Source organism: Tepidiphilus baoligensis, assembly GCF_012911495.1.
In the GTDB taxonomy this organism is placed as follows: domain Bacteria; phylum Pseudomonadota; class Gammaproteobacteria; order Burkholderiales; family Rhodocyclaceae; genus Tepidiphilus; species Tepidiphilus olei.
On sequence record NZ_JAAAUB010000009.1, the window covers coordinates 30,752 to 46,898 of the forward strand.

Below are 16,147 nucleotides of genomic sequence, written 5' to 3' on the forward strand. Positions count from 1 at the left end.
CCGCCCCTTCACTCCTCGAGCGAGGCGTGGGGATCGGCACCGAAGACACGCGCGCGCAGGCGAAAGAGCCGGTCGCGTACCTGCGCCGCTGCTTCGAATTCCAGATTGCGCGCGTGCTCCAGCATCTCCTTCTCCAGCCGGGCGATCGCCCTCGCCACCGCCTTCTCGTCGGTCGGGTCGATGGACTCTTCCCAGTGTGCCTCGGTCGCGGCGACGGCCCGCGCCGAGGGCCGATTCTCGCCCTCTTCACCATAGACCCCGTCGATGATGTCCTTGATGCGCTTGGTCACGCCCCGCGGCGTGATGCCGTGCTCGGCGTTGTAGGCGAGCTGCTTGGCGCGGCGCCGCTCGGTCTCGTCGATGGCGCGGCGCATCGACTCGGTGACGCGGTCGGCGTAGAGGATGGTCGTGCCGTGGAGATTGCGCGCCGCCCGCCCGATCGTCTGGATGAGAGAGCGCTCGGAGCGCAGAAACCCCTCCTTGTCCGCGTCCAGGATCGCCACCAGCGACACCTCGGGGATGTCCAACCCCTCGCGCAGCAGGTTGATGCCCACCAGCACGTCGAATTCCCCCAGACGCAGGTCGCGGATGATCTCCACGCGCTCGACCGTGTCGATGTCCGAATGCAGGTAGCGCGCGCGCACGCCGTTCTCGTTGAGATACTCCGTCAAATCTTCGGCCATGCGCTTGGTGAGCGTGGTCACCAGCACGCGCTCGCCGGCGGCCACGCGGCGCTTGGCTTCGGCGAGCAGGTCATCGACCTGGGTCGAAGCCGGGCGCACGATCACTTCCGGATCGACCAGCCCCGTGGGGCGCACCACCTGCTCCACGAGCTGCTGCTGGTGCGTCGTCTCGTACTCGCCGGGCGTGGCCGAGACGAAGATCGTCTGCGGCATCAATCGCTCGAACTCCTCCCAGGTGAGTGGCCGGTTGTCGAGCGCCGAAGGCAGGCGAAAGCCATATTCGACGAGGTTCTCCTTGCGCGAACGGTCGCCGCGGAACATCCCCCCGATCTGCCCCACCGTCACGTGCGACTCGTCGATGAAGAGCAGCGCATCGGCCGGCAGGTAGTCCATGAGCGTGGGCGGCGGCTCGCCCGGACGGCGTCCCGAAAGATGCCGGGAATAGTTCTCGATGCCCTTGCAAAATCCCATCTCGGAGAGCATCTCCAGGTCGAAGAGCGTGCGCTGCTCCAGACGCTGCGCCTCCACCAGCTTGCCGCACTCCAGCAGCCACGCCTTGCGCTCGCGCAGCTCCTCCTTGATCGAGTCGATCGCGCGCAGGACGGTGGCACGCGGCGTCACATAATGGCTCGAAGGATAGACGGTGAAGCGCACGAGCTTGTGCACCAGATGGCCGGTGAGCGGATCGAAGAGCGTGAGATGCTCGATCTCGTCGTCGAAGAGCTCGATGCGCAGCGCGTACTCCGCGCTCTCGGCCGGGAAGACGTCGATCACCTCGCCGCGCACGCGGAAGGTGCCGCGGCGGAAATCCGCGTCGGCGCGCTCGTACTGCATCTGCACCAGACGCTCGATGATGGCGCGCTGCCCCATGCGCTCGCCCTCGCGCAGGTGCAAGACCATCGAGTGGTAATCGACCGGGTCGCCGATGCCGTAGATGCACGAGACGGTGGCCACGATCACCACGTCGCGCCGTTCCATCAGGCTCTTGGTCGCCGACAGGCGCATCTGCTCGATGTGCGCGTTGACGCTCGAATCCTTCTCGATGTAGAGGTCGCGGCTGGGCACGTAGGCTTCGGGCTGATAATAGTCGTAATACGAGACGAAGTACTCGACGGCGTTCTTGGGGAAGAACTCGCGGAACTCGGCGTAGAGCTGGGCGGCGAGCGTCTTGTTCGGCGCCATCACCAGGGCCGGGCGCCCGCAGCGGGCGATCACGTTGGCCATGGTGTAGGTCTTGCCCGAACCGGTCACCCCCAGCAGCGTCTGAAACATCAGCCCGTCGCGGATACCCGATACCAGCGCCTCGATCGCCTGAGGCTGGTCCCGGCCGGCGGATAAGGCTGGAAAAGCTCGAACGGACTGCCCGGAAAACGCACGAAGCGCCCGCTGGAGGAAGGAAGTTCGGCCATGCTACAATTCCTTTTTTCGGCGGTAGCCTTGCGACATCTTACCCCGAAGCGGGTTCCCGCAAGGCACAGCCCGATGGTCCAGCCTCAGGAGCCCCGATCCATGTCCCGCAGTCTCTTTGCCGCGGTCGAACTCGCGCCGCGCGACCCCATCCTCGGACTCAACGAAGCCTTCGCCGCCGACCCGCGCCCCCAGAAAGTGAACCTCGGCGTGGGCGTGTATTACGACGAAGAAGGACGCATTCCGCTGCTCGCCTCGGTGAAGACCGCCGAGGAAGCGCGCGTGCGTCAAGCCAAGCCGCGCGGCTACCAGCCCATCGAAGGCCCGGCCGCCTACACCGGCGCCGTGCAGCGTCTGCTCTTTGGCGCCAATTCCCCTCTGCTCACCGAAGGGCGCGTCGTCACCGCCCAGGGTCTGGGCGGCACCGGGGCGCTGCGCATCGGCGGTGATCTCCTCAAGCGCATCGTGCCCGATACCACCGTCTACATCTCCGACCCCAGCTGGGAAAACCATCGCGGCATCTTCGAGGCGGCGGGCTTTCCCGTGCACACCTACCGCTACTACGATCCCAGCACCGGCGGCGTGGATTTCGCCGGCATGAAGGCGGCGCTCGCGGCCATGGCCCCGCGCAGCATCGTCGTGCTGCACGCCTGCTGCCACAACCCCACCGGGGCCGATCTCGGTGAAGCACAGTGGAAAGAAGTCGCCCAAGCCTGCGTGGCGGGCGAGCTCGTCCCCTTCCTCGACATGGCCTACCAAGGATTCGCCGAAGGGATCGACGCCGACGCCGCGGCGGTGCGCCACTTCCTCGCCACCGGCATCCCCTTCTTCGTCTCGAGCTCGTTCTCGAAGAATTTCTCCCTCTACGGCGAGCGCGTCGGAGCGCTGTCCATCGTCACCGGCTCGCGTGACGAGGCCGAGCGGGTGCTGTCGCAGCTCAAGCGCGTCATCCGCACCAACTACTCCAACCCGCCCTCGCACGGCGCGGCGCTCGTGGCCGACGTGCTCGCCTCAAGCGAGCTGCGCGCACAATGGGAAGAAGAGCTCGGCGGCATGCGCCGACGCATCCGCGCCATGCGCGAAGGGCTGCGCCAGCGCCTGGAAGCCGCCGTGCCGGGCAAGGACTTCTCCTTCGTCACCGGCCAGCGCGGCATGTTCTCCTACACCGGGCTCACCCCCGAGCAGGTCGAACGGCTCAAGAGCGAGTACGGCATCTACGCGGTACGCTCCGGGCGCATCTGCATCGCCGCGCTCAACGCGCGCAACCTCGACTACGTCGCCGAAGCGATCGCCGCCGTCCTACGCGGCTGAGCTCCTTTCCGCCGCCCCGCTCGGGGCGGCACCCTCCTCCCATGAACGAACTCGACGCCTTCCTCGAACACCTCGTCTGGCGCACTCCCTCGGGCGAAGCGATCGGCTGTACGGAAAAGCGCAAAGTCCTGCGCGAGAATCTCGAGGAACTCGCCCAGATGCTCAAGGATACCCTCGACGACGCGCTCCTCATGGGCGTGAGCGAACGTCAGGTACGCGAAGTGTTCCATGCCCTGATCGACCGGATCGAGAGCGACTTTTCCGAACGCGACGATTGAGCGCAACGATTGATCACATCGTCCGCGCCGGGGTTGCGTTTGGGCACGGACGCATTAGAATGAAACCATGACGACACGGCATACCACCATCCCGATCCTCGAGAAAGAAGAGGCGCGGGTTACTCCCCCGCGGTTCTACAAGGTGCTGTTGCTCAACGACGACTACACCCCCATGGACTTCGTGGTGATCGTGCTGGAGCGTTTTTTTCACATGGGCCGCGAACGCGCGACGCAAATCATGCTCAAAGTCCATCATGAGGGGATGGCAGTGTGCGGCGTCTATCCGAAAGACATCGCCGCCACCAAGGTCGAACAAGTCACGACCTTTGCCCGGCAACACGGACACCCCCTCGCCTGCGTCATGGAGGAAGTTTGAAAATGATCGCCCAAGAGCTAGAAGTCACCTTACACATGGCGTTCGTCGACGCGCGGCAGAAGCGGCACGAGTACGTCACCGTCGAACACCTGCTGCTCGCGCTGCTCGACAACCCGTCGGCGGCCGATGCGTTGCGTGCCGTGGGGGCCAATTTCGACGAATTGCGCCGAGAATTGTCGCAGTTCATCGACACGCACGTACCGCGGGTGCCGGGCAACGGCGAGGTCGACACCCAGCCCACGCTGGGTTTCCAGCGCGTCATCCAGCGCGCCATCCTGCACGTACAATCCTCGGGCAAAGCCGAAGTGGTCGGCGCCAACGTGCTGGTGGCCATCTTCGGCGAGAAGGATTCGCACGCGCTCTATCTACTGCAGCGGCAGAAGATCACCCGGCTCGACCTCGTCAATTACCTCTCGCACGGCATCGTCAAGTCGCGCAGCGCCGCACAGGGTGAAGCTGCGGCGAGTAAAGCCAAGCACGAGGCGAACGACGAGGAAGAAACACCGCAGGGCAACGGCGGCGCGCTGGAGAACTTCACCGTCAATCTCAACCAGCTCGCCCGCGAAGGCAAGATCGACCCGCTCATCGGTCGTGGCACCGAGCTCGAACGCGTCATCCAAACCCTCTGCCGTCGGCGCAAGAACAATCCCTTGCTCGTGGGCGAGGCCGGCGTGGGCAAGACGGCCATCGCCGAGGGGCTCGCACGCATGATCGTCGAAGGCAAGGTGCCCGAGATCCTCGCCAACGCCCAGGTCTACGCGCTCGACATGGGGGCGCTCCTTGCCGGCACGAAGTACCGCGGCGACTTCGAACAGCGCCTCAAGGCCGTGCTCAAGCAGCTGAAAGAACGCCCCAACGCCATCCTCTTCATCGACGAGATCCACACGCTCATCGGTGCAGGCGCCGCCTCGGGCGGCACGCTGGATGCGTCCAACCTGCTCAAGCCGGCGCTCTCCAGCGGCCAGCTCAAGTGCATCGGCGCTACCACGTACGCCGAATACCGCCAGATCTTCGAGAAGGATCACGCCTTGTCGCGTCGTTTCCAGAAGATCGACGTACCCGAGCCGAGCGTGGAAGACACCATCGCCATCCTCAAGGGGCTGCGTAGCCGGTTCGAAGCGCACCACAACGTGAAATACTCGACCGCGGCGCTGCATGCCGCCGCCGAGCTCGCGGCGCGTTTCATCACCGATCGGCAGCTGCCGGACAAGGCCATCGACGTCATCGACGAAGCCGGCGCGGCGCAGAAGATCCTGCCCAAGAACAAGCAGAAGAAAGTCATTGGCAAAGGCGAGATCGAGGCGATCGTCGCCAAGATCGCGCGCATCCCGCCGCGCACCGTGGCCGCCGACGACCGCGAGAAACTCGCCAGTCTCGAACGCGACCTGAAGAGCGTCGTCTTCGGGCAAGACGCGGCGATCGAAGCGCTCGCGCGCGCCATCAAGATGTCGCGCTCGGGTTTGGGCAATCCGCAAAAACCCATCGGCGCCTTCCTCTTCTCCGGCCCCACCGGCGTGGGCAAGACCGAAGTCGCGCGCCAGCTCGCCTACACGCTGGGGATCGACCTCATCCGCTTCGACATGTCGGAGTACATGGAACGGCATACCGTCAGCCGCCTGATCGGCGCGCCGCCGGGCTACGTCGGCTTCGAACAGGGAGGGCTCCTCACCGAAGCGGTGATGAAGAAACCGCACTGCGTGCTGCTGCTCGACGAGATCGAGAAGGCACACCCGGACGTGTTCAACATCCTGCTGCAGGTGATGGACCACGGCACGCTCACCGATGCCAACGGCCGCTCGACCGACTTCCGCAACGTCATCATCATCATGACGACGAACGCCGGCGCCGAGACCATGCAAAAGAGCACCATCGGCTTTGCCTCCAAGCGTGAGGCCGGCGATGAGATGGGCGAGCTCAAGCGGATCTTCTCGCCGGAGTTCCGTAACCGGCTCGATGCGATCATCTCCTTCAAGCCGCTCGACAACGAGATCATCCAGCGCGTCGTCGAGAAGTTCCTCATGCAGCTCGAAGCTCAGCTGCACGAGCGCAAGGTCGAGGTGCACTTCACCGACGAGCTCAAGGCCTGGCTCGCCGCCAAGGGGTTCGACCCGCTCATGGGCGCGCGCCCCATGGCCCGGCTCATCCAGGACACGATCCGCGCCGCGCTCGCCGACGAGCTCCTCTTCGGACGGCTGGTGAACGGCGGGCACGTGACGATCGACGTCGATGCCGAAGGCAAGGTGAAGCTGCTCTTCGACGAAGAAGCCGTGCTCGAATCCTGAACCCGGGCGGACGCCATACCGCATCCGAGCTGCTGCTAGAATCTCCGGTCGTCTTCCACCGACCGGAGATTTTTTTATGGACTTCCATACCGCCGACCTGTGCGACGCGCACGAAGACCGCGTGCGCGTGCTCGCCCCCATGCTGCGCTCCTATGGCGGCGCCCGCGCCGCGGGCGGGCCCGTGCGCACCCTGAAAATTTTCGAGGACAACGCGCTGGTGCGCGAGATGCTCGCCGAGCCCGGCCAAGGCGCGATGCTGGTGATCGACGGCGGAGGGTCCCTTCGCCGGGCGCTCCTGGGCGACAACCTCGCCGAACTCGCGGTGAAGAACGGCTGGGCCGGGGTCATCGTCTATGGCTGCATCCGCGACTCGGCCGCCATCGGTCGGCTCCCCCTAGGCGTCTGGGCGCTTGCCACGCATCCGCAGAAGACGCTCAAGCGCGGCGAAGGGCAGCGCGACATTGCGGTGAGTTTCGGCGGCGCCACCTTCGCGCCGGGGATGTTCGCCTATGCCGACGAAGACGGTGTGATCGTGTCCGACACGCCACTCGTATGACCCATAAACATCGCCTGATGCCGCAGCATACCCACCTTATCTTATGTCTTATATAAGACTGTTGACGTCGCGTCCGAGCTGACGTACCATGCAGCCCATGGGCTTTGCTCATGGGCTTTTTTCTCCTCTCTCAAGGAAGGAACCGTCATGGATCGTCAGCAACAGATCGCTGCCCTGAAAAAAGACTGGGCCGAAAACCCCCGCTGGAAAGGCGTCACCCGTCCCTATAGCGCCGAAGACGTGGTGCGGCTACGCGGCTCGGTCAATCCGGAATACACCCTCGCCCGCCGCGGTGCCGAAAAGCTGTGGAAGCTGCTGCACGAGGAGCCTTACATCAACTGCCTCGGCGCGCTCACCGGCGGTCAGGCGATGCAGCAGGTGAAAGCCGGCGTCAAGGCCATCTACCTCTCCGGCTGGCAAGTGGCCGCGGACAACAACGAATACCGCGCCATGTTCCCCGATCAATCCCTCTATCCGGTCAACTCCGTGCCGGTGGTGGTCGAGCGCATCAACAATGCCTTCAAGCGCGCCGACGAGATCCAGTGGAGCAAGGGGCTCAACCCCGGCGATCCGGGCTGGATCGACTATTTCGCGCCCATCGTCGCCGATGCCGAAGCCGGTTTCGGGGGCGTACTCAATGCCTTCGAACTCATGAAGGCCATGATCCGCGCCGGGGCATCGGGCGTGCACTTCGAAGACCAGCTCGCCTCGGTGAAGAAGTGCGGCCACATGGGCGGCAAGGTGCTGGTGCCGACTTCCGAAGCGGTGCAGAAACTCGTCGCCGCGCGGCTCGCCGCCGACGTCTGCGGCGTGCCCACCTTGGTGATCGCCCGCACCGACGCCGAGGCGGCCGATCTGCTCACGTCCGATCACGACGAATACGACAAGCCGTTCCTGACCGGTGAGCGCACCGCCGAAGGGTTTTATCGCACCCGCAACGGGCTCGAGCAGGCCATCGCCCGCGCGATCGCCTACGCGCCCTATGCCGACCTCGTCTGGTGCGAAACCGGTACGCCGGATCTCGAATTCGCGCGCAAGTTCGCCGAGGCGGTGCACGCCAAGTTCCCCGGCAAACTGCTCGCCTACAACTGCTCGCCGTCCTTCAACTGGAAGAAGAACCTCGACGACGCCACCATCGCCAAGTTCCAGCGCGAGCTCGGCGCCATGGGCTACAAGTACCAGTTCATCACGCTCGCCGGTATCCACTCCATGTGGTACAACATGTTCGACCTGGCCTATGACTACGTGCGCCGGGGCATGTCGGCCTACGTCGAGAAAGTGCAGGAGCCCGAATTCGCCGCCCGCGAACGGGGCTACACCTTCGTCGCGCACCAGGCCGAAGTCGGCACGGGCTATTTCGACGACGTGACCACGGTGATCCAAGGCGGCCAATCCAGCGTCACGGCGCTTACCGGCTCGACCGAGGAAGAGCAGTTCCACTGATCACGAGAGAGGGAGGAGTCCGCGGCCGCATCAGACGGCCGCGCGCAGACAATCTTGAGGCCGGGTAACCGGCCTTTTTTCTTTGGACACCTCGAATAACCTGCTGCGCGGCTGCATGGCGGCGTTGCGCGGTGCCCGGATGCTCGCCTATCCGGGGGATCACACTCAAGTGCGGCGCAATCCCCGCCCGAGCAGATACACCTCCGCACTGCGGTCGCGCGAAGCTTTGGGTTTGCGCACCGCCACGCTGCCAAACGCCGCACCCATCGCCCGGCGGAACTCCTCGAATCCTTCCCCTTGGAACACCTTGATGAGAAAAACCCCTTCGGGACGCAGGTGGCGCACGGCGAAATCGAGCGCCAACTCGGCCAGGTGCATCGCACGCGCCTGATCGACCGAGGCGATGCCCGAAAGGTTGGGGGCCATGTCGCTCAAGACCACGTCGAGCTTGGTGTCGGCCAAGAGCGCCTCCAGCGCCCGTTCCGTCGCCTCCTCGGTGAAATCTCCCTGCACGAATTCCACGCCAGGAATAGGTGCCATCGGCAAAAGATCGAGGGCAAAGACCTGTCCCGTCTCACCCACCCGTTCGCGCGCCACTTGCGACCAAGCCCCCGGCGCCGAACCCAGATCCAGCACGCACTGACCGCGCCGCAGCAGCCGGTCCCGATCGTCGATCTCGATCAACTTGAAGGCCGCGCGCGAGCGGTAGCCGGCGCGGGTGGCCTCCTGGACGTAAGGATCGGTCAAATGGCGATGGATCCAATCCCGATGGCTTTTGTTCTTTCCCATGATCCTTGCGCTAAAATCTTGTTTTACAGCAAACACTACCATCCCATGCGCCAGATCGACAGCCATACCCGCCGGGCCCTCCGCGCCCAAGCCCATCATCTCAACCCCGTCGTCATCATTGCAAGCAAGGGGCTCACCGAGGCGGTACTCGCGGAGATCGACCGGGCGCTGACGGCGCACGAGCTCATCAAGGTGCGGGTGGCCGGCTCCGAGCGCGAGGCGCGCGAAGCACTCATGACCGAAATCTGCGAGCGGCTCGACTGTGCGCCCGTGCAGCACATCGGTAACCTGTTGGTGCTATGGCGCCCCCGACCCGAGACTCCACCCCAGGAAGTGGCGGAAAAATCCTCTGCGCCAGGGGCACACGCCAAGTCGGCCAAGGCATTTGCTCGGGCGGCCCGGCTACGTGCGCTCATCGAGCAACGCGCAACCGCCAAGGCAGCTCGACGCCCCGCCAAAAAGCAGGGCCGCAAGCCGCGAAGTCCATGAAAGAAGCTGCCGTGCGCACGGCCACCTCGCGATCGGCTCGCTGGCGACGATTCATCCCCCGCCGCTCAAACGTAGCGCACGCCCAGGATCTCGAACTCGCGCAGCCCTCCGGGAGTTTGTACCTGCACCACGTCGCCCACGTACTTGCCGATGAGGGCGCGGGCGATCGGTGAGCTCACCGAGATTTTCCCCGCCTTCACGTCGGCTTCCTCGTCGCCCACGATCTGATAGCACGCTTTCTCACCGCTTTCCATATCCTCGAGCTCGACGGTGGCACCGAACACGACCCGCCCGTCGGCATCCAGGGTTTTCGGGTCGATGATCTGCGCATTCGCCAGTTTGGCCTCCAGCTCCTGGATACGCCCTTCGATGAAGGCCTGACGCTCGCGCGCGGCGTCGTATTCGGCGTTCTCGGAAAGATCGCCGTGGGCGCGCGCTTCGGCGATCGCTGCGATCACCGCCTGCCGCTCCACGGTCTTGAGACGATGCAATTCCTGGCGCAGCTTTTCCGCGCCTTCAACCGTCATGGGATATTTCATCTCGCCTCCTCCCGCAACTGGGCGTGCAGGGATTGCAAGGAATACACGTCATAGCGACCAGCCTGTTCGATTCCCAAACAAGCGGCCTCGGCTCCCTCGATCGTCGTGAAGAAGGCCGTGATCTTGGCTGCGAGGGCACTGGTACGAATCGAGCGCGAATCGAGCACGGCCTGGCGTTTCTCCTCGACGGTGTTGATGACGAAATCAATCTCGCCGTTTTTGATCATGTCGACGATGTGCGGCCGCCCTTCGGTGACTTTGTTCACCACGCGCACGGGGATACCGGCCTGGGCGATCACGCCGGCCGTACCGCGCGTGGCTACCAGATCGAAACCGAGCGCGTGCAGCTTACGGGCGATCTCCACCGCTGCGGGCCGATCCTTGGGCTTGACGCTGATGAATGCGCGTCCCTTGGTGGGCAAGCGCACCCCCGCGGCCAATTGCGCCTTGTAAAAGGCTTCGGCGAAGGTCTGACCGATGCCCATGACTTCGCCGGTCGATTTCATCTCGGGCCCCAGGATGGGATCGACGCCGGGGAATTTCACGAAGGGGAAAACCACCTCTTTCACCGAATAGTAAGACGGCACGATCTCGCGCGTGACGCCCTGCTCGGCGAGCGGGCGCCCCACCATGCAGCGCGCCGCCACCTTGGCGAGCGGCACGCCGCAGGCCTTGGAGACGAAAGGCACCGTGCGCGAGGCGCGCGGATTGACCTCCAGCACATAGACGACGGCCTCTTCACCCGAGCCCTGGATGGCGAACTGCACGTTCATCAGACCCACCACGCCGAGCGCCCGAGCCATGGCCACCGTCTGGCGGCGCATCTCGTCGAGCACGGCAGGAGCAAGGGTGTAAGGGGGCAGCGAACAGGCCGAATCGCCCGAATGTACGCCGGCCATCTCGATGTGCTCCATGATGCCGCCGATCACCACGTCCTTGCCGTCGGCGAGCGCATCGACGTCGACCTCGGTGGCGTCGTTCAAGAACCGGTCGAGCAGGACAGGCGAGTCGTTCGACACTTTCACCGCCTCGCGCATGTAGCGCTCGAGGTCCTTCTGCTCGTGCACGATCTCCATGGCGCGTCCGCCGAGCACGTAACTGGGGCGCACCACCAGCGGATAGCCGATCTCGGCGGCGAGCCGCAGCGCCTCCTCGGGTGTGCGCGCCGTGCGGTTGGGCGGCTGACGCAGGCCCAGCTGCACGAGCAGCTGCTGGAAACGCTCGCGGTCTTCGGCGGCGTCGATCGCGTCGGGCGAGGTGCCGATGATGGGCACGCCGTTCGCCTCCAGCGCCCTGGCGCGCTTGAGCGGGGTCTGTCCGCCGAACTGCACGATCACCCCTTCGGGGCGCTCGACGTGGACGATCTCGAGGATGTCTTCCAGCGTGATCGGCTCGAAATAGAGTCGGTCGGAGGTGTCGTAGTCGGTGGAGACGGTCTCGGGGTTGCAGTTGACCATGATGGTCTCGAATCCGTCCTCGCGCAAGGCGAGCGCCGCATGCACGCAGCAGTAGTCGAACTCGATCCCTTGACCGATGCGGTTGGGTCCCCCGCCGAGGATCATGATCTTGCGCCGGGTGGTGGGCGCCGCCTCGCATTCTTCCTCGTAGGTGGAATAGAGGTAGGCCGTCTGGGTGGCGAACTCGGCCGCACACGTATCGACCCGCTTATAGACCGGACGCACCCCCAAGGCATGCCGGTGCAGGCGCACGGCGGTCTCGTCGCGTTGCAGCAGCTTGGCGAGCCGCCGGTCGGAGAACCCCTTGCGCTTGAGCGCACGCATCTGGGCGGCGTCGATCGCCTCGAGCGAGCGCCCCACGAGCGACTGTTCCGTGCGCACGAGATCCTCGATCTGGGCAAGGAACCACGGATCGATGTGCGATAGGCGGTGTACGTCGGCCTGGGTGTAGCCTTCGCGGAAGGCCTGAGCCACGTACCAAATGCGCTGGGGGCCAGGATTGGCCAGCTCATGTTCGAGCTCCTCGCGACCGGAGTCGACCTCGTCGAGCCCATAGGCGCCCACTTCCAGCCCGCGCAAGGCTTTCTGGAAGGATTCCTGGAAGGTGCGGCCGATCGCCATCACCTCGCCCACGGATTTCATCTGCGTGGTGAGGCGATCGTCGGCCTGGGGGAATTTCTCGAAAGCGAACCGCGGCACCTTGGTGACCACGTAGTCGATCGTCGGCTCGAAAGATGCCGGCGTCGCCCCGCCGGTGATTTCGTTCTTGAGTTCGTCGAGCGTGTACCCCACCGCGAGCTTGGCTGCCACCTTGGCGATGGGAAAGCCCGTGGCCTTGGAGGCGAGCGCCGAGGAGCGCGACACGCGCGGGTTCATCTCGATCACGATCATGCGACCGTCTTCGGGATTGATGGCGAACTGGACGTTGGAACCGCCCGTGTCGACCCCGATCTCGCGCAGCACGGCGATGGAGGCATCGCGCATGCGCTGGTACTCCTTGTCGGTGAGCGTCTGCGCCGGCGCCACGGTGATCGAGTCGCCCGTGTGCACGCCCATCGGGTCGAGGTTCTCGATGGAACAGACGATGATGCAGTTGTCGGCGCGATCGCGCACGACCTCCATCTCGAATTCTTTCCAGCCGATGAGCGACTCTTCGATAAGGAGCTCGCTGATGGGGCTCGCGTCCAGCCCCCGCTTGCAGATCTCGACGAACTCCTCCATGTTGTAGGCGATGCCGCCACCCGTTCCCCCGAGCGTGAAGGAAGGTCGGATGATGACTGGGAACCCGATCTGCGCCTGCACGGCCATCGCCTCTTCGAGCGTGTGGGCGATGCCCGAACGCGCCGAATCGAGCCCGATGCGCGTCATCGCTTCCTTGAATTTCTGCCGGTCTTCGGCCTTGTCGATCGCCTCCTCGCGTGCGCCGATGAGCTCCACGCCGTAGCGTTCGAGCACCCCGCTACGGGCGAGCTCGAGGGCACAGTTGAGCGCCGTCTGCCCGCCCATGGTGGGCAGCAGCGCATCGGGCCGCTCCTTGTCGATGATGCGCTCGAGCACGGCGGCGGTGATCGGCTCGATGTAGGTGACGTCGGCCGTCTCCGGGTCGGTCATGATCGTGGCCGGGTTGGAATTGACCAGGATCACGCGGTAGCCTTCCTCGCGCAGCGCCTTGCATGCCTGCACGCCGGAATAGTCGAATTCGCACGCCTGGCCGATGATGATCGGGCCGGCGCCGATGATGAGGATGCTGTGGATGTCGGTACGCTTGGGCATGTCGTTCCCTGTCGTCGGTGGGTGGCCGCCGGCCCCGCCCGCTCGTGACGGACGGGGCCGGCGGCGGAAAGCTCATGGACGTTGGTTGCGGTGCGCGTCGATCAGCGCGACGAAACGGTCGAACAGATAGCCGACGTCGTGCGGCCCCGGGCTCGCCTCGGGGTGACCCTGGAAACCGAAGGCCGGCGCGTCGGTGCGCTCGATCCCCTGCAGGCTGCCGTCGAAGAGCGAGACGTGCGTGACGCGGCAATTGGCCGGCAGCGTGTCGGCATCCACGGCAAAGCCGTGGTTTTGGCTGGTGATATACACGCGCCCGGTGTCGAGATCCTTGACCGGGTGGTTTGCCCCATGATGGCCGAACTTCATCTTCACCGTCTTCGCCCCCGAGGCGAGCCCCAGGATCTGATGCCCCAGGCAGATGCCGAAGGTGGGGATGCGCCGCGCGATCGCCTCACGCGCGGTGGCGATCGCATAGTCGCAGGCAGCCGGATCGCCCGGCCCGTTGGCGAGCAGGATACCGTCGGGTGCGAGCGCGAGCGTCTGCTCGAAGGGTGTCTGCGCCGGCACCACCGTGACGCGGCAGCCGCGCGCGGCGATCATGCGCAGGATGTTGCGCTTCACGCCGTAATCATAGACCACCACGTGCCGCGGCCCTTCGCCGGCCGGTACGTAGCCCCGCCCCAGCGCCCATTCGCCTTCGTGCCAGGCGGCGACGTCGCGCCGGCTCACTTCTTTGGCCAGATCCATGCCGGCAAGGCCGGGGAAAGCGCGCGCCAAGGCGAGCGCCTCGGCCACGTCGGGCGTCTTGCCCGCCGGGGCCGTGACGAGGGCGCCCGCCTGCGCGCCGCGATCGCGCAGGATGCGCGTGAGCTTGCGCGTGTCGATGCCGGCGATCGCCACCACCCCTTGTGCGCGCAGATACTCGGGCAAAGCGCAGCGCATGCGGAAGTTGCTCGCCAAGAGCGGCACGTCACGCACCACCAGTCCGGCCGCCATCACACGCTCGGACTCGACGTCCTCGTCGTTGATGCCGACGTTGCCGATGTGGGGATAAGTGAGCGTGACGATCTGCCGGGAATAACTCGGATCGGTGAGGATTTCCTGATAACCCGTCATCGAGGTGTTGAACACCACCTCGCCGACGGTGTGACCGGTCGCACCGATACCCTCGCCGTGGAACACCGTTCCGTCGGCGAGGACGAGGATCGCGGGATTGAAAGACACGACGACTCCTTGCAGTGGATTCAGCGGCGCCTGAGCGGCCTGCCGAAAAAAACGGGATGGGCACGCTTCGCCATCCCGTTCTTTATATTTGAATTTTACCGCGAAAACCTGCCGGCGGCAATCGCGCCGCGCTGTTTCAGCGCAATCCGAGCACGTCGCGCATGTCGTAGAGCCCGGGCGCACGCCCCTGCAGGAAGCGCGCCGCACGCATGGCCCCCACGGCATAGGGCATGCGGCTCTGCGCGCGATGGGTGATCTCGATGCGCTCACCGGTTCCGGCGAAGAGCACGGTGTGGTCCCCCACGATGTCCCCGCCGCGGATGGAGGAAAAACCGATCTGCCGCGACGGGCGCACTCCCACCGTCCCCTGGCGACCATAGACGGCCTCGCGGTCGAGGTCGAAGCCCAACACGCGGGCGATGGTGCGTCCCATTTCGAGCGCGGTGCCCGAAGGCGCATCCACTTTGTTGCGGTGATGCGCCTCGATCACCTCCACGTCGTACCCCTCGCCGAGCAAGGCAGCAGCCCCTTCGAGGAGCCGAAAGACGACGTTGACCCCGATGGCCATGTTCGGTGCGAGCACGATGGGGATCTCCGTGGCCGCTTGCTCGATGATGGCGCGCTGCTCGGCATCGAACCCGGTGGTACCGATCACCATGCTCTTGCCCAGGCGCTGAGCCGTGCGCACCAGACCAACGGAGACCGCTGGCCGCGTGAAGTCGATGAGGCAATCGGCGGCACCAATGGCTCGTTCGTAATCGTCATCGATGACAACTCCCGTGGAACGGCCAAGCTGCTCCCCGGCATCACGCCCGATCCACTCGCTCCCCGGCCGTTCCAAGGCCGCTACCAGTTCGATGCCGGGATCTTCCTGCGCCGCCTCGACCAGCATCCGCCCCATCCGGCCACCCGCGCCGGCGATCGCTACCCGTACCGGTTTCATTGCTCCGCCTCCCGCTTCGTTTGGTCTGAGTCCTTCGGCTCTCCCGCTGCGGTGGATTGCTCCACCTCGCCCGCTTTTTCCGGATTCCGCTCGTTCTTGCCGTTTTTCTTCTCGCTTTTGGTTGGCTTGCCGGGAATCTCGACCACTCGCGGCGCGGAACTCGTCACCGGTGCATCCCCTTCTGCCGGCATGACGTCGCCCGCCACGCGCACGAGCACGTCGTTCTCGAAAAACACGGTGAGGCGCCGCTGCTGGATCGTGCCATCACCCTTTTTCACGTAGTAGACGTAGTCCCAGCGATCGTTGCGGAATGGATCGACGAGAAGCGGCGTTCCCAGAAGGAATCGGACCTGGTCGCGCGTCATCCCCTTCTCCAAACGGGCGACGGCTTCCGGATCCTGAAAATTGCCCTGGCGCACGTCGGCACGGTAGGGCGAAGCCAAACCGACCACCCGGTCCATCGAGCATGCGCTCAAGGCCAGCGCCAACGCGACGGTCGGCAAGAGAATACGAGGCGACATGAGTCTCACTAAGGTTTTGCCGAACGGCGAAAAACTATATCATAGCGCATGTCGTGCCGCTGGAACGCGCGCACCA

Annotated in this window: 15 protein-coding genes; 7 read left to right on the forward strand and 8 right to left on the reverse strand. The window is 65.0% G+C overall.

Going from position 1 to position 16,147, the window contains the following annotated elements:
- Positions 1-8: 8 nt before the first annotated feature.
- Entirely contained in the window at positions 9-1,955 is a 1,947-nt protein-coding gene (gene uvrB, locus GV368_RS07235) for an excinuclease ABC subunit UvrB (RefSeq protein WP_328514243.1), read from the reverse strand.
- A complete protein-coding gene (locus GV368_RS07240) occupies positions 1,955-2,092 on the reverse strand; it encodes a hypothetical protein (protein WP_169116044.1) in 138 nt (45 codons plus the stop codon). Before GV368_RS07240 ends, uvrB begins: the two co-directional genes overlap by 1 nt.
- Before the next feature lie 100 nt (positions 2,093-2,192).
- On the opposite strand from GV368_RS07240, the gene GV368_RS07245 reads away from it, so the two are divergent.
- The 6 genes from GV368_RS07245 (at position 2,193) to aceA (ending at position 8,336) form a co-directional block, all read left to right on the forward strand.
- Positions 2,193-3,401 (forward strand): amino acid aminotransferase, encoded by a 1,209-nt coding sequence (locus GV368_RS07245; RefSeq protein ID WP_169116045.1) that lies wholly within the window; start codon positions 2,193-2,195, stop codon positions 3,399-3,401.
- A 41-nt stretch (positions 3,402-3,442) separates the two neighbouring features.
- On the forward strand, positions 3,443-3,679 hold the full coding sequence (locus tag GV368_RS07250; RefSeq protein ID WP_169116046.1) for a hypothetical protein: 237 nt from the start codon (positions 3,443-3,445) through the stop codon (positions 3,677-3,679).
- Positions 3,680-3,746: 67 nt separating this feature from the next.
- Complete coding sequence (clpS, locus tag GV368_RS07255; RefSeq protein WP_142805080.1) at positions 3,747-4,055, forward strand: ATP-dependent Clp protease adapter ClpS; 309 nt, start codon at positions 3,747-3,749, stop codon at positions 4,053-4,055.
- 2 nt (positions 4,056-4,057) lie between these two features.
- Positions 4,058-6,337 carry an ATP-dependent Clp protease ATP-binding subunit ClpA gene (clpA, locus tag GV368_RS07260; protein WP_169116047.1) on the forward strand — a complete coding sequence of 760 codons (2,280 nt, stop codon included), beginning with the start codon at positions 4,058-4,060 and terminating at the stop codon, positions 6,335-6,337.
- A gap of 76 nt (positions 6,338-6,413) precedes the next feature.
- Positions 6,414-6,893 carry a ribonuclease E activity regulator RraA gene (gene rraA / locus GV368_RS07265; protein WP_169116048.1) on the forward strand — a complete coding sequence of 160 codons (480 nt, stop codon included), beginning with the start codon at positions 6,414-6,416 and terminating at the stop codon, positions 6,891-6,893.
- A gap of 147 nt (positions 6,894-7,040) precedes the next feature.
- On the forward strand, positions 7,041-8,336 hold the full coding sequence (gene aceA / locus GV368_RS07270; protein WP_169116049.1) for an isocitrate lyase: 1,296 nt from the start codon (positions 7,041-7,043) through the stop codon (positions 8,334-8,336).
- A gap of 165 nt (positions 8,337-8,501) precedes the next feature.
- Here the strand turns inward: aceA and GV368_RS07275 are convergent, their stop codons facing one another.
- Positions 8,502-9,125, reverse strand: coding sequence for an RlmE family RNA methyltransferase (locus tag GV368_RS07275; protein ID WP_142810590.1), 624 nt, complete (start codon positions 9,123-9,125; stop codon positions 8,502-8,504).
- Between the two features lie 45 nt (positions 9,126-9,170).
- On the opposite strand from GV368_RS07275, the gene yhbY reads away from it, so the two are divergent.
- Positions 9,171-9,614 (forward strand): ribosome assembly RNA-binding protein YhbY, encoded by a 444-nt coding sequence (yhbY, locus tag GV368_RS07280; RefSeq protein ID WP_142810588.1) that lies wholly within the window; start codon positions 9,171-9,173, stop codon positions 9,612-9,614.
- 65 nt (positions 9,615-9,679) lie between these two features.
- Here the strand turns inward: yhbY and greA are convergent, their stop codons facing one another.
- The 5 genes from greA to GV368_RS07305 all read right to left on the reverse strand — a co-directional run bounded on the left by greA (position 9,680) and on the right by GV368_RS07305 (position 16,071).
- Entirely contained in the window at positions 9,680-10,153 is a 474-nt protein-coding gene (gene greA / locus GV368_RS07285; protein WP_142810586.1) for a transcription elongation factor GreA, read from the reverse strand.
- Positions 10,150-13,383, reverse strand: coding sequence for a carbamoyl-phosphate synthase large subunit (gene carB, locus GV368_RS07290; RefSeq protein ID WP_169116050.1), 3,234 nt, complete (start codon positions 13,381-13,383; stop codon positions 10,150-10,152). Before carB ends, greA begins: the two co-directional genes overlap by 4 nt.
- A 72-nt stretch (positions 13,384-13,455) precedes the next feature.
- Positions 13,456-14,607, reverse strand: coding sequence for a glutamine-hydrolyzing carbamoyl-phosphate synthase small subunit (gene carA, locus GV368_RS07295; protein ID WP_328514244.1), 1,152 nt, complete (start codon positions 14,605-14,607; stop codon positions 13,456-13,458).
- Positions 14,608-14,743: 136 nt separating this feature from the next.
- Positions 14,744-15,550, reverse strand: coding sequence for a 4-hydroxy-tetrahydrodipicolinate reductase (gene dapB / locus GV368_RS07300; protein ID WP_169116052.1), 807 nt, complete (start codon positions 15,548-15,550; stop codon positions 14,744-14,746).
- A complete protein-coding gene (locus GV368_RS07305; RefSeq protein ID WP_169116053.1) occupies positions 15,547-16,071 on the reverse strand; it encodes an outer membrane protein assembly factor BamE in 525 nt (174 codons plus the stop codon). The genes dapB and GV368_RS07305 overlap by 4 nt, the downstream gene beginning before the upstream one ends.
- Between the last annotated feature and the right edge of the window lie 76 nt (positions 16,072-16,147).

What these genes read in the sequence shown, in the direction of transcription:
- uvrB (WP_328514243.1), bottom strand. Translation starts at nt 1,955, where the DNA reads ATGTTTCAGACGCTGCTGGGGGTGACCGGTTCGGGCAAGACCTACACC.
- GV368_RS07240 (WP_169116044.1), bottom strand. Translation starts at nt 2,092, where the DNA reads ATGGCCGAACTTCCTTCCTCCAGCGGGCGCTTCGTGCGTTTTCCGGGC.
- GV368_RS07245 (WP_169116045.1), top strand. Translation starts at nt 2,193, where the DNA reads ATGTCCCGCAGTCTCTTTGCCGCGGTCGAACTCGCGCCGCGCGACCCC.
- GV368_RS07250 (WP_169116046.1), top strand. Translation starts at nt 3,443, where the DNA reads ATGAACGAACTCGACGCCTTCCTCGAACACCTCGTCTGGCGCACTCCC.
- clpS (WP_142805080.1), top strand. Translation starts at nt 3,747, where the DNA reads ATGACGACACGGCATACCACCATCCCGATCCTCGAGAAAGAAGAGGCG.
- clpA (WP_169116047.1), top strand. Translation starts at nt 4,058, where the DNA reads ATGATCGCCCAAGAGCTAGAAGTCACCTTACACATGGCGTTCGTCGAC.
- rraA (WP_169116048.1), top strand. Translation starts at nt 6,414, where the DNA reads ATGGACTTCCATACCGCCGACCTGTGCGACGCGCACGAAGACCGCGTG.
- aceA (WP_169116049.1), top strand. Translation starts at nt 7,041, where the DNA reads ATGGATCGTCAGCAACAGATCGCTGCCCTGAAAAAAGACTGGGCCGAA.
- GV368_RS07275 (WP_142810590.1), bottom strand. Translation starts at nt 9,125, where the DNA reads ATGGGAAAGAACAAAAGCCATCGGGATTGGATCCATCGCCATTTGACC.
- yhbY (WP_142810588.1), top strand. Translation starts at nt 9,171, where the DNA reads ATGCGCCAGATCGACAGCCATACCCGCCGGGCCCTCCGCGCCCAAGCC.
- greA (WP_142810586.1), bottom strand. Translation starts at nt 10,153, where the DNA reads ATGAAATATCCCATGACGGTTGAAGGCGCGGAAAAGCTGCGCCAGGAA.
- carB (WP_169116050.1), bottom strand. Translation starts at nt 13,383, where the DNA reads ATGCCCAAGCGTACCGACATCCACAGCATCCTCATCATCGGCGCCGGC.
- dapB (WP_169116052.1), bottom strand. Translation starts at nt 15,550, where the DNA reads ATGAAACCGGTACGGGTAGCGATCGCCGGCGCGGGTGGCCGGATGGGG.
- GV368_RS07305 (WP_169116053.1), bottom strand. Translation starts at nt 16,071, where the DNA reads ATGTCGCCTCGTATTCTCTTGCCGACCGTCGCGTTGGCGCTGGCCTTG.